The 12,680-nt window shown below is 59.1% G+C and carries 13 protein-coding genes; 2 read left to right on the top strand and 11 right to left on the bottom strand.

Translation table 11 applies throughout. The features are described from left to right. From HGHM_RS19930 to HGHM_RS19920, 3 genes are read right to left on the bottom strand one after another with little or no spacing between them, the layout of a single operon-like run. Window positions 1-747 carry an SDR family oxidoreductase gene (locus HGHM_RS19930; protein WP_019143346.1) on the bottom strand — a complete coding sequence of 249 codons (747 nt, stop codon included), beginning with the start codon at window positions 745-747 and terminating at the stop codon, window positions 1-3. Window positions 748-758: 11 nt separating this feature from the next. Further along, complete coding sequence (locus tag HGHM_RS19925; RefSeq protein WP_026076232.1) at window positions 759-1,187, bottom strand: (R)-mandelonitrile lyase; 429 nt, start codon at window positions 1,185-1,187, stop codon at window positions 759-761. A gap of 45 nt (window positions 1,188-1,232) precedes the next feature. After that, window positions 1,233-1,565 (bottom strand): carboxymuconolactone decarboxylase family protein, encoded by a 333-nt coding sequence (locus HGHM_RS19920; RefSeq protein ID WP_026076231.1) that lies wholly within the window; start codon window positions 1,563-1,565, stop codon window positions 1,233-1,235. A gap of 164 nt (window positions 1,566-1,729) precedes the next feature. Here HGHM_RS19920 and HGHM_RS19915 point away from each other — a divergent pair, with 164 nt between their 5' ends. Continuing rightward, window positions 1,730-2,620, top strand: coding sequence for a LysR family transcriptional regulator (locus HGHM_RS19915; protein ID WP_019143343.1), 891 nt, complete (start codon window positions 1,730-1,732; stop codon window positions 2,618-2,620). Between the two features lie 110 nt (window positions 2,621-2,730). Here the strand turns inward: HGHM_RS19915 and HGHM_RS19910 are convergent, their stop codons facing one another. After that, window positions 2,731-3,291, bottom strand: a complete 561-nt coding sequence (locus HGHM_RS19910; RefSeq protein ID WP_019143342.1) for a hypothetical protein — start codon at window positions 3,289-3,291, stop codon at window positions 2,731-2,733. Window positions 3,292-3,636: 345 nt separating this feature from the next. Beyond that, entirely contained in the window at window positions 3,637-4,887 is a 1,251-nt protein-coding gene (locus HGHM_RS19905; protein ID WP_019143341.1) for an MFS transporter, read from the bottom strand. 127 nt (window positions 4,888-5,014) lie between these two features. Here HGHM_RS19905 and HGHM_RS19900 point away from each other — a divergent pair, with 127 nt between their 5' ends. Further along, entirely contained in the window at window positions 5,015-5,806 is a 792-nt protein-coding gene (locus HGHM_RS19900; RefSeq protein ID WP_019143340.1) for an AraC family transcriptional regulator, read from the top strand. A gap of 355 nt (window positions 5,807-6,161) precedes the next feature. Here HGHM_RS19900 and HGHM_RS19895 read toward each other — a convergent pair whose 3' ends face one another. The 6 genes from HGHM_RS19895 to HGHM_RS22070 form a co-directional block, all read right to left on the bottom strand. Further along, on the bottom strand, window positions 6,162-7,562 hold the full coding sequence (locus tag HGHM_RS19895) for a hybrid sensor histidine kinase/response regulator (RefSeq protein WP_245549318.1): 1,401 nt from the start codon (window positions 7,560-7,562) through the stop codon (window positions 6,162-6,164). A 118-nt stretch (window positions 7,563-7,680) separates the two neighbouring features. Further along, window positions 7,681-9,177 carry an ATPase domain-containing protein gene (locus HGHM_RS19890; protein ID WP_019143338.1) on the bottom strand — a complete coding sequence of 499 codons (1,497 nt, stop codon included), beginning with the start codon at window positions 9,175-9,177 and terminating at the stop codon, window positions 7,681-7,683. Window positions 9,178-9,574: 397 nt separating this feature from the next. Further along, window positions 9,575-10,186, bottom strand: coding sequence for a DNA-3-methyladenine glycosylase I (locus HGHM_RS19885; RefSeq protein WP_019143337.1), 612 nt, complete (start codon window positions 10,184-10,186; stop codon window positions 9,575-9,577). Window positions 10,187-10,223: 37 nt separating this feature from the next. After that, the gene (locus tag HGHM_RS19880; protein WP_019143336.1) at window positions 10,224-10,514 is read right to left on the bottom strand and encodes a YciI family protein; all 291 of its coding nucleotides are present in this window, start codon (window positions 10,512-10,514) and stop codon (window positions 10,224-10,226) included. 69 nt (window positions 10,515-10,583) lie between these two features. Then, on the bottom strand, window positions 10,584-11,192 hold the full coding sequence (locus HGHM_RS22075) for a TetR/AcrR family transcriptional regulator (RefSeq protein WP_034349468.1): 609 nt from the start codon (window positions 11,190-11,192) through the stop codon (window positions 10,584-10,586). Between the two features lie 418 nt (window positions 11,193-11,610). Beyond that, entirely contained in the window at window positions 11,611-12,642 is a 1,032-nt protein-coding gene (locus tag HGHM_RS22070) for a C45 family autoproteolytic acyltransferase/hydolase (protein WP_019143334.1), read from the bottom strand. Window positions 12,643-12,680: the final 38 nt, after the last annotated feature.

The raw sequence follows: 12,680 nt of genomic DNA, 5'->3' as shown, positions 1-12,680 counted from the left end.
CTAATAGGCCTGCTGCGTCGGGCGGAACAGGATTTCGTTCACGTCGACATCCTCCGGCTGCTCGATGGCAAAGGCTACTGCACGGGCAAAGGAATCCGCCGGGATCGCAATTTCGCTGTAAAGCTGGTGCACGCGACCGGCAACGGCGGCATCGGTAATGCTGTTTGGCAGTTCGGTGGCAACCGCACCGGGCGAGATGACGGTGGTGCGGATGTTGTATGGCTTGACTTCCTGGCGCAATCCCTCGGACAAGGCGCGCACCGCATGCTTGGTCGCCGCATACACCGCGCTGCCGGGGCCGACCTTGTGCCCGGCGACAGAAGAGACATTGATGATCTGGCCGGACTTCTGGCGCTTCATGTAAGGCAGGACCGCCGCAATGCCGTACAACACACCCTTGATGTTGACGTCGATCATCCGATCCCACTCTTCGACCTGCAGGTTTTCAATCAGCGATTGCGGCATCAGCCCGGCATTGTTGATGATGACGTCAACGCGGCCATAGGTGTTGGCGGCCGCATCGACCAGCTTTTGCACCTGGTCGCGATGAACGACATCCGTTTGCACGGCAAGCGCTTTGCCACCCCTGCCGTTCAGTTCATTTGCCAGGGCTTCGATGCGCTCCGATCGCCGTGCGCCCAGCGCCACGCGGGCGCCCAGGGAAGCAAGGTGCCGGGCAGCCGCCTCGCCCAGACCGCTGCTCGCCCCGGTAATCACGACGACTTTGCCTTGGATATTGTTGTTCATTGCCATGCTCCTTATTGACGATGACCGTGCGTTCCGGCAGCCGGGCCGACCGTGTATTCCTCGTCGGTCACTTTCTCCAGCCATTCAACGTTCTTGCCATCGAGCGCTTCCTGAATGGCGATGTGGGTCATTGCCGTAGTCGGGGTCGCCCCATGCCAGTGCTTGTGTCCGGGCGGGCACCAGATCACGTCGCCGGCGCGAATCTCCACAATCGGTTCACCCTCGCACTGGGTCCAGCCGCAACCCGAAGTGACGATGAGCGTCTGCCCCAGCGGATGGGTATGCCAGGCACTGCGGGCACCCGGCTCGAAGGTCACGCTGGCAACGGACACACGAGCAGGTGCAGGCGGGAAATTCAAGGGGTCGATTCGTACATTGCCCGTGAAGTATTCTTCCTGGCCTTTCATGGAGGGTTGGGACCCCACACGTTTCAGTTCCATGTTCTTTCCATTCTCTGTTTCAGGCGGAAGAAGCGGGTCCTTTCATCAGGACGAGGCTTTTCCAAAGAGTTCCCTCGCCCTCGTTACGGCGGACATGGCATTGGGCCAGCCGGCGTAAAAGGCCATGTGCGTGATGACTTCGATGAGTTCTTCCTGCGTCACGCCGTTTTCCAGTGCGCGCGGGAAGTGGAAGTTCATCTGCTCGGTCTTGCCGAGGGCGACCAATGCAGCGCAAGTCACGAGGCTGCGGTCGCGTTTGGCGAGTTGGGGGCGTTCCCAGACGTCGCCGAAGAGCACTTCGTCGCTGAGTTCGGCAAGCTTGGGCGCGATGTCGCCGAACGACTGGCGCGCCGCGGTAACGGGTTTCTTTTGGCTCATGATGTTCTCCATCAGACAGGCGAAGCCGCTGCTTCAGTTCACCCTGGAAAGCTTGTTGAAAGAGCGGGGCAGGGTGGTGCTCCGCAGGAGGTCATTACTTTATAGGCGTGACTGCTCCGTGACTAGGTGGGAAAATTGACATGCACTTATGCATGGGAGCATGAATGACTCGCGAAAACCTCAATGACCTGCTCGCATTTATGGCCGTGGCGCGTGAGCGGAATTTCACCCGCGCTGCAGCCAAGCTGGGCGTGTCGCAGTCGGCGCTGAGCCGAACGGTCCGAGCCCTGGAAGAAAGAATGGGGCTGCTGTTGCTGACGCGCACGACAAGAAGCGTATCTCCCACCGAAGCGGGACAGCGCTTGCTGGCGGCGATCGCGCCCAAGCTCGATGAGATCAATGCGGAACTGGATGCGCTGAGCGAACTGAGGGATCGGCCGGCCGGGACGGTGCGCATCACGACCACCGACTACGCAGCGAACACCTATGTCTGGCCGAAGCTCAAGCCTGTGCTGCGCAAGTACCCGGAGGTCCGGGTCGAGCTGATCAACGATTACGGACTGACGAATATCGTGGCGCAACGCTACGACATCGGCGTCCGGCTGGGTGATCAGGTGGAGAAGGACATGATTGCCGCTCGGATCGGACCGGACATGACGCTGGCAATTGTCGGCGCTCCCTCGTATCTTGAAACGCGCGCCGCACCGAAGACGCCGCAGGACCTCACCCGCCACAACTGCATCAACCTGTGGCTTCCCACAAGGGATGCTCTGTTGCCGTGGGAACTGCGCAAGGGACGCCGGGAACTCCAGGTGCGGGTGGAGGGGCAGCTCGTCTTCAATAACGTCTACCAGATGGTCGACGCGGCGCTGGCGGGTTTTGGGCTCGCCTACGTGCCGAAAGACCTCGTCGCGGCACACGTCAGTGCGGGACGGCTCGAATGGGTACTGGAGGACTGGCACCCGACCTTCACCGGGTTTCACATCTACTATTCAAGCCGGCGACAACCCTCGCGCGCCGCGGCGCTGGTCGTGGCAGCGCTGAAAGCGGGGTAGGTCCGGGCGCGGTCGGCGGCACGAGTCGTCCGCAGGAATCGATGAGCGAGCCATGTCTGGCCGAAGTCAGAAATTATTCGGGAGGCGTGTATCTGCGCACGCAGAACTGGCTAGCCCCAGGATGAAAAAACGACTATCCCCAAGGATGGAATGACAATCAACTGGCCTTCATCCGTGTGGGTGTAATAGGCCCCGTTTCTCTGAGCGGCTTTAACGATCTGCGAATGCATCGTGTTGCTCATGTCCGGACACATCATCCATGAACCTTCGCGGGTCCATATTTCCGGGACTGGGGTTTCGTTCCATTTGTCGTATTGGTAATAGATTTCATCGGGATAGCCACGGGCCTGTGTCGCTGCCGCAAAGAACGTCAAGCCATTCTTCCGCACCGCTTGAACCGTTTTGTCGGAGAGCTTGAACACGGCCACGGAACACCCCTCCATGAATCCGCCCTCTTCATTGATCGATACAGGATAGGTAACTTCGAGTTGCTCAGGCAGCACTTGCACGTACCAGTGGTAGAGAAATGCCTTGTAGGCGAGGTAGGGCGCGAGAATGGCGATGGCAAGCATGCCATAGGCGGGTTTTTTAACTGCCCTGAAGAGGAGATAACCATAACCGACAAGGAGCGGCACGCTTATTGGCCAAAAGACGATCGCAAGGAACAGCATGGCTAACGGTTATAAGTTGCAAAATGCCAATTTACCATTGCGCCGCGCCTTTTCACATCCCATAGACCCAGCCTGAAAATCTGCCGTCAGCTTGAGGTTCGCCCGCCTGTGCAGCGTCGCAGCACGGTAGTAACGCAACAGACAAGCATGGAAGGTGAAAAACCAGCCAGCCCGCAGGGACTGTTTTTGTGGCGGAGTGTTGCCAGGCACCGACGGTCAGGAGACGGCCCGGAGAGAAGGCGTGTGTCCAAGCACACCAGCCACCGGCGTGCCGCAATCACCGGCATTCGCACTGAGAACCTGCAAGGTCTTCAAGTGTAGCCGGCCATCGAATGTGCGCTAAATTCAGCCGAGGCGCATTTGCTTGCGCTTGCGAGGATTCGGGAGAAACGCTGTTGCCAATCCAAGCAGTGGCAGGAATGAAGTAAGGCCGTAGACCCAGACGATGCCGTACTTGTCGGCCAACTGGCCCAGTCCGGCAGCGCCAATGCCGCCGATGCCGAACATCAGTCCGAACATCAAGCCGGACACCAGGCCCACACGGCCCGGTACTGCTTCCTGGGCGTAGACCACGAGTGCCGCAAATGCCGAGGACATCACCAGGCCGACCGTGCTGGCGAGAACGGCAGTCCAGAACAGGTTGGCATACGGCAGGGCCAAGGCGAACGGGGCAACGCCCAGGAACGAAATCCAGATGACAGCCTTGCGGCCGATGCGGTCGCCCACGGGGCCGCCGGCGAAGGTGCCAAGGGCTACCGATCCGAGAAAAATGAACAGGAAGATCTGGCTTTCCTGGACGGCGAGTCCGAATCGTTGAATCAGGTAGAAGGTGAAGTAGTTGGTGAAGGACGCGATATAAACGAACTTCGCAAACATCAGGATGCAGATGACCACAACGGCTTGAATGACGCCGGCGCGGCTGAGCCCTTCCTTCTGGCTGCGCGCCAGTCCCTTCAGCTGGGCATGTCCGTGCGTGAGCGTCCATCCGGTGAGGCGGAACAGGACCGCGATGGCAACCAATGCTGCGACCATGAACCAGGCGACCGCGGACTGGCCATGCGGGATGACGATGGCCGCAGTCAGCAGTGGTCCGATCGCCGAGCCGGTATTGCCGCCTACCTGGAACGTGGATTGCGCTGTGCCGAAGCGGCCGCCGGATGCCATCCGGGCCACGCGCGACGCTTCAGGATGGAACGTGGCGGAACCGATACCGACGATCGCGGCGGCGAGCAGCAGCATCGGGTAGCTGCCCGCGGTTGCCAGAAGCGCGATGCCCAGCAAGGTCGCCATCATCCCGCAGGGCAGCAGATAGGGCTTGGGGTGCTTGTCGGTGTAGAAGCCGACCCATGGCTGCAACAGGGAAGCGGTGACCTGATAGGTCAGTGCAATCATGCCAATCTCGCTGAAGCTAAGCGAAAACTGCGTCTTCAGCATCGGGTAGATGGAAGGCAGTGTCGCCTGAATCAGGTCGTTCAACAGGTGAGCGAACGCAGCCGCGCCGACGATGCGTACAAAGAAGGTTCCCTTGGCTTCCTCCGTGACTGGCTTTACGGAAGAATTGGCGGTGCTGTCGAGAGCTGCTGTCTTGGTTGTCATGGGTCGGTCACGGAATGCAAAAGCTTATAGACGAAGGGTGCGCTTCATGCGCCAATAGTCGTCAAGTGTAGGGGGATTGAACAAGGCCGTCTCACGCCAATCTGCCTGAAGATGTAGAATTCCTGCCATGCCGATGAAGATGCCAGCAAAGCACCGGGACTTCGAAAAGCACCGGGATTTCCACGACCTTCCGCGACTGTTGGTTGCTTTGGAAAACATGTGGCCCGCCGGTGCTTCGACCGGATGGCATTCGCACCCGAGAGGGCAGCTTCTCTATGCCATCAAAGGCGTGATGATCGTGCATTCGGAGGCAGGGTCCTGGGTGGTTCCCTCGAATCGCGCATTATGGATGGTTGCCGGTCTGCGTCACAACGTCACCATGTCCGGGGACGTGGAGATGCGCACGGCCTACATTGATGCCGGTGCAGTGCCCGGTCTTCCCGGGCAAACCGGCGTTATCAATGTGTCACCGCTCCTGCGGGAGCTATTGGTGGAAGCAGTCCGAATCCCGCTGGATCGCGAGATCAGCGCGAGAGACGAGCGACTCGTCGGATTGCTTATCGATGAGCTGAAGGTCTCGAGCGAGATTCCTCTGCATTTGCCGATGCCGAGCGACCCGAGGCTCAGAACGATGTGCCAGTCGTTAATAGAGCAGCCTGGCGACCGTTCGAACGCCAGGGAGTGGGCCGAGGCGACAGGGATGGGAGAGAGGACGCTTCACCGCCTCTTTGCACAGGAAACCGGCATGACCTTCTCCCAGTGGCGCGAACAGGCCCGGCTCTTGTCTGCGCTCAGAGAAATTGCCGAGGGCAAGAAGGGCGTCGAGGTTGCTCTTAACTGTGGATATTCCAGCCAGAGCGCCTTCGCCGCGATGTTCCGGCGTCACTTCGGCGTATCGCCGTCGGCGTTCTACCGATAGATCAAGGTCGTCCGAGTGCGCACCTTTCCGCGTTTTCAAGGAAGGCCGGCACGCAGCTGCCACCCTGTATTTGCCAGCAAAGCCAAGGACGCATAAACGACCAATTACACAAGCGCTTTCCACAACCCTTAAAGGAAACAACAGTAGGGTGCGCCATGCGCACCGAGCTTGCATGGTGCGCACGGCGCACCCTACTTCCCCGGGGTAGCACTGGCGCATGCAAGGCGCAATGCCGGATGAGATCAAGGCCAAACCGGGCAAGAATCTGCAGGTTGCCGCTCCGCCGCATTCCGAAGCAGCCTGCCCTGTGTTACGGGAGCGGACATACAATGAATTGTCCAGCGACAGTTCCGCGTCAGGCGACGCGAATTTGCGCGAGCAACGCCAGCAGCTTTGCGGTATTGATCGGCTTCACCAGGTGATAGTCGAATCCGGCTTCATTTGATTTTTTCTTATCCTGTTCCTGCCCGTACCCGGTTACTGCAATGAGAACCGCTTTCTCCATTTCCGGCATCACTCGCAACCGCCGCGCCAGCTCATAACCATCCATATCAGGCAAACCGATATCAAGCAGGCAGATTTGGGGCGGTGTTCGCTGGGCGTGCTCGAGAGCCTTGGAAGCGGTATATTCGGTGGCTGCTTCGTGTCCCGAGGCATTGAGCAGCATGTCCATCATGTTGGCAGCATCGACATTGTCATCCACCACCAGCACGCGCAATGGCTGAACGGTGCGGGATACCTGCTCCTTCGCGGCTGGGTAGTCAGGCGCACCGGGAGAATCGCTTGCCAGTCGTGGCAGGTGAACGGTAAATGTGCTGCCTTTGCCTGGGCCCTCACTCTTCGCCCACACCTTCCCGCCATGTAACTCAACCAGGTTCTTGACCAGCGAAAGGCCCAAGCCCAAGCCCCCCTGTGCGCGATCCGAATTCCGTTTCCCCTGCGAGAACAGGTCAAAGATGCGAACGACCAGTTCCGGGTCCATGCCGATGCCGTTATCCGAAACCTCCAGCACCACCTCATCGGCCGGGACGCGCAAGTGCACCGAGATATGCCCGCTCTCCGGCGTGTACTTCGCGGCGTTATTGAGCAGATTGACGACTACCTGCACCAGCCGCTTGTAGTCTCCCAGCACAATGGCCGGATCAGGCGACAGATGGAGCACCAGATCATGTTGCCGCTGCCTGATCAGCGGATTGACTTGCTCCACGGCTTCCGACAGAACTTGCCGGACATCGACCGGCCCCTTGACCAGCTTGATCAGCTTCCTCGTCACGCGGGCAATATCCAGCAGATCGTCGATCAGGCCGGTCATGTGCTCAACCTGACGGGAAATGATTTCGCCGGTTTTCTTTACCCTGTCCGCGTCCGCCGAGACCAATTCCAGCAACTGGGCAGCGGCGCCGATCGGCGCCAGGGGATTACGGAGTTCGTGCGCCAGCATCGCCAGGAATTCATCCTTGCGCTGATCCGCCAATCGAATTTCGTACTGCTTCGATCGTGCACGCAATGCTGCGCGAACGGCACTGATCAAGGTGGGCACGCGGATGGGGCGCTCCAGCAGTGTCACGTTTCCCAGGTGCTCATACGCTCCCTTGATCCATGGCGTGTCGCCGCCGGACCTGGTGAGAAGCAGTATGGGCAAATCAGACCAGGTTGGCTGGGCGGTGATAAATTCGGTAAGCGGTGCAGATGCAGACACGGGCAGAGCCTCTTCGGCGGCGAGGATAGCCCCTGCGCCTTTGTCCAGTTCATCCATTAATTCCGGAAACGTCCGGCATATGACACAGGAAAAACCGGCTCGATTCAGTACGTTCGCTGCAAGCTCGGCGTCTTTTCCAACTGGCGCATGAATCAGGATCCGCTGTTCTGCCAGGTCAGTCATGTGGCCCGCGATTTTTATCTGGTGCCTCTTCAAATTGGGGCAAACCGGTCAGCACGCCGTGAAAGTGCTTCAATACCGGACCAACCTGGATTCCAGTGGATGTAATGGACATTTGTCGGATGGTTCGTTCGTGCCGTCCAACGCGCTTCTTGAATACGGAAATCGCCTGTCGTACCTCGCCACTCGCTTCAAAATAACGAAGCAAAATGACGTTGTCGGCAATGTAGCTGGCATCGACTGCCGTGCTCATATTATTGCCAAGCATTCCTTGCTGCACCCCGATCAAAAAGGTGACTACGCCACGCTGTCCGAGATAAGTCAGCAGTTCATGCAAATGTGTCGCAAGCAGCTTCTCATTGGGCATCGCATGCAAAAACCCGTTCAGACTGTCTACCACGACGACTTTTGCGCCTTGAACAGACACCTCGCAAACGGCGTGAACGAACTCGCCTGGAGTGAGCTGGGCTGGATCAATTTGCGTCAATGACAGCTGGCCAGTCGACAGATGCGAACGCAAATCGATGCCCAGACTATCCGCACGGTTCAGAAATGTGGACGTGGCTTCCTCAAAAAGGAATAGCGCTGCCCGTTCCTGACGCTGAAGCGCAGCAGCAGCGAACTGCGCCGCCAACGAGGATTTGCCAGTGCCGGGCGGTCCTGCGATCAGGGTGCTGGTGCCTTCTTCGATCCCGCCACCCAGCAGTTCGTCGAGTTCAGGCAGACCGCTGCCAAACTGCTTCTGACGAAACGCTTCACGCGACTCGGCAGCGACCAGTCGCGGGAAAATGACAATGCCGCCGTGCTGGATTTTGTAGTCGTGCACACCTTCGCGAAATGCAATGCCGCGATATTTGATGATCTCGAGCCGGCGGCGGATACCGCCATAATCGGTCGCCATCCGCTCCAGACTGATCACGCCATGAGCGATACTGCGCACCTGCAAATCGCCATCAACCGCGGTTCGGTCATCCAGCAGCAATGCGGTGCACGAGCGGTTTGCAAAATACTGCTTGAGTGCGAGTACCTGGCGACGATACATCAGCGAACTGGATGCAAGAAGCTGCAACTCCGACAGTGAATCGAGCACGACGCGGGTCGGCTGTACCGCGTCCATGACCGAGAGAATGTCGTTTGTCGTCGCACTCATCTCTACGTCCGTCGGATGGAAGATCGTGTACTGCTCTTCCGGATTGAGAATGCTTTCCGATGGCAGCACTTCATGGATATGCATGCCGTCCAGTGACAGGTCATGGGAGGCCGCGACTGCTTGCAGTTCCGTCTTCGTCTCGGACAGCGTGATGTACAGCACCGGCTCGCCTTGCTTCGCTCCTTCGATGAGAAACTGGAGAGCGAGGGTGGTCTTGCCTGAACCGGGAGAGCCCTCGATCAGGTAAAGCCGATCACGGCTAAAGCCGCCCCGCAATACATCATCGAGACCGGGGATTCCACTCGATAAAAAGGCACTGGCCGAAACGTTTTGCTGGGTCATGGAGTTGTGCGGGAAATGAAATTGGGAAACCTTTTCAACCAGGCCCGACGAGATATCAGAAGGGAAAAACGTTAGCAGATCATACACAGGAATGAGCAGGGGTGCGAGCAGCAATGTCGGTGCGACGGACTTGCGCCGATGGTCGCATCTGAAAATGCTTCGCCGCAACGGGGGGTGTGCGAAGGGCGCCCCGGGAATTCCACCATCAGCTTGCCGGGGAGGCAAGAGGGTCCGATTCGGGGCAGCAGGCCAGGGGCCGGAGTGTCTCCTATTGGCCCCGCAAAAAGTGCTCAGCTTCCGTTGAGGAATGCTTCAATCGAACATGGGACGTGCCGGTCCGTGTTCGAAGCCGGCGAAATCGGTCCTGCAGGCTGTGGCGCTGCGCAATGACGAACGCTCAGCGTCCTGGACGCTGGAAACGTTTGCGCGCAAGTTCGGCCTTGGCTCTGACCACGCAGTCATGTGCATGGTCGTTAATCAATCCCATTGCCTGCATGAAGGCGTACACCGTGGTAGGCCCGACGAATTTCCAGCCCTGCTTTTTCAGCTCCTTCGACAGGGCCAGCGATTCCGTGGAGGTCGATACCGTCTGCGGTTCTGCGAGGTGCTCCTTGGGCGGTTCGTATCGCCAGATGAAGGCCGCCAGCGAGCCCTCGCGCTCGACGAGTTCCTGAGCGCGCCGGGCGTTATTGATGACTGCTTCGATCTTGCCGCGGTGGCGAACGATTCCTTCATCCTGAAGCAGACGATTCACATCGCGCTGCGTAAAGCGCGCGACCCGGTTGAAATCGAAATGGTGGAACGCCGCTCGGAAGTTCTCGCGCTTGGCGAGAATGGTGCGCCAGCTCAGACCGGATTGAAAACCTTCCAAACTCAGTTTCTCGAACAAGCGTTGATCGTCGCTGACCGGGAACCCCCATTCGGTATCGTGATATGCGAGGAATTCCGGCGCGGCGCTGCACCAGCGGCATCGCGATTTTCCGTCCGGGCCAAGTATCGTCGTGCTCATCTTTTATCCTCTTCTCTGGAAAGCCGAACTGCGTCTCTCATTGCGGGAGCAAAAATGCCAGCCGTTCATCGACTTTGGACGGTGCGATTTCGAATATCTCCGCTGCGACGATGTCTTCCTTCACAAACGGGTCATCGTTCAGCCTGGCCTGAAGCTCGGACAGCGTCGTATTGTGCGCCAGGATACCGCCGCCTGAATTGGGTTGGAGGCTGCCGGCCAATACGAACACCTTGTCGTCAAAGCCGCGTTTGATCCAATCCTTGTGGCCTTGCATGAACTGGCTGGCTTGGGCCATGTTGCCCGAGAATTTAAGCAGCACGACAAACATCTGACATCCCTCCTCTTCTTGGTATTAGTTACGGACCGCTCAGTGAGCCACGCATAGCGGCGACGAACTTCATTGCCTGCTCTCGCGCTCATCGCGTCGAGCGGACCGGGGACTTTCCGTGCACGACCGCAGCCAGTCAAGCATCTGCTGGACCTCTTGCTTGATGAATTTCTCATCCTGAAAGGCACTCGCCAGCATAGCAACGCCCTGGCTGCGGGCGAGAAGGTGCATCGCCAGCTCATCGGCATTCGCTTTGCAGCCGAGCAGCACAAACTGTTTGCGCAGCCAGGTCCGAAACAAGGTGAACAGCTTGTTTGCGTCAGCCTTGGAGGGGTGATCCAGCTTCGCAAGTTCGGAGCACAAGGTGCCAACCGGACAGCCGTAAAGCTTGATCTTGGCCCGGTTCCCGATGAGCATATGGATGAAGCTCCCGATGCGTTCCTCTGGCCGTGTTCCTTCGTTTTCCCACTGCGCCAGCATCGCGCGCGTGTTAACCAGGCGCCGCTCTATCACCGCATTCAGGATTTCATCCTTGGCTTTGAAGTGATGGTAGAAATTGCCGCGCGAAATCTGTACGGCATGCGCAATGTCCGAAAACGACGTATGTTCATATCCTTGCTGATAGAACAGCCGATCCGCAGCTTCAATGATGTGATCGTACGTCGTCTTGTCGTTCATTGATTCGCTTTCGCATATGACCGGGCCTGCATGACAGGTTGCTGCGGCCTGATAAAAGGGATAGGCGCGCAGGTTGCGTCGCCACGGCCACAGCAATGGATGTGCCGGCTATTTTCGAGTTAATTCTTTTTACTAGGACAGCCGTCCTAGACAATAGGGCAATTGTCCTGGCGCGTCAATACCTGGGCATGTCGATGGCTCTTCCATCGGGCCGAGGAGCGCGTGAAGGAGGGCAAACGTGCGGATGTCGGCGGGTTTCGGATCAGTTCAATTCGCTCTCATGCCAGTGCAAAGGCAAGGAAGGTGACATGCAGCGTTGCCAGCAGCGCCGGTCCGAAGGCTCCAGCCAGCCGCGAGCGTGCGGAAGATGGCGGCGGGCCTGGCGGGAAGGGAGAGTGTGAGGCCGGCTGCCGCCGGTTCAGGAGCCGTCGCCACGCGACGTGGCGACGGTATTGTGGCCGACCTGGATCAGCAATTGCTCCGTGCCGCGCCAATGCCGCAGATGGACATGAATTTCCGCCGGCGTGAACCGGAATACGGCGCTGGTCTGTGCTTGTGGCACCGCACCCGAAGCGCCTTCATCCGTGGCGTCGAGCAGGTCGAGCAGTTCACGCTCTTCCGGAAAATCGGGCAGGGTCTTGAGCAGCTCCGCCATGCGTCCCTGCCGCTTGCGTGAGGACGGCGTGATGGTTTGCGCATCGGGCTGCGCTTCCCTGTGCACCAGATGATTGGCATGGCCATAGCCGCGCACCACGGGTTCCACCGAGCGCGTGCCGGGCGTGGCTTCGATGCTGAGCATGATGAACTCGCCGGCCCAGCCGAGCAGATGGTGGGCGGCACCGGCACGCGGCAATTCCATCAGGTCCAGCGCATCGGCAAAGGTGGCGGCGCCAAGCAGGGCCCGGCACAGCATCATGCTGGGCACGCCTTCAGCCGGTTCCGGTACATCCAGGAGATTGACCGCCTGCACCAGTCCGCGCCGGTTCGCCGCAAACGCATGCCCCGGCAAGGTGCCCGGACAATACAGGGCGAGGAATCCGGGGCGATTGTGCGGCTGCACATCCACGATGCGGCAATGTCCCTCCGGCCGCAGATCGTTCGCCACCTTTTGCGCAATCATGGAATTGGCCAGGCGATGGACGGCGACACAGCTGCTCTCGTCCGGGCCGTGGCCCTGCAGATCGGCGCGGCAATTCCAGAGGAACAGGTCCGCAGCATCCATGCCGATGCCTTGCGCCATTCCCTGCAATTCGTCCCAGCACTCGGGCAGCATGTCCCGGGTCATGCCCATCATTGCGTCGAGCCGTTGATGGCCGCGCCATGGCTGCAATTGCGCCCATGTGCTGCTGTTCGCCAGCAGCGCAGGCATCACGGGCCGGGCCAGGCGGCCCAACGCTTCCCCGATCTCGGCCGGGCTTCCTTCGATTCTCGTAACGACTGATTCTTCCATGGCATTCCCGTGCCAGTGAACTGTTCCCTGTCCCGGCA

It is taken from the genome of Noviherbaspirillum massiliense JC206, assembly GCF_000312045.1.
GTDB lineage: Bacteria > Pseudomonadota > Gammaproteobacteria > Burkholderiales > Burkholderiaceae_D > Noviherbaspirillum > Noviherbaspirillum massiliense.
Note: the sequence above shows the minus strand (reverse complement) of the source record. Positions and strands in the feature narration are given on the sequence as shown.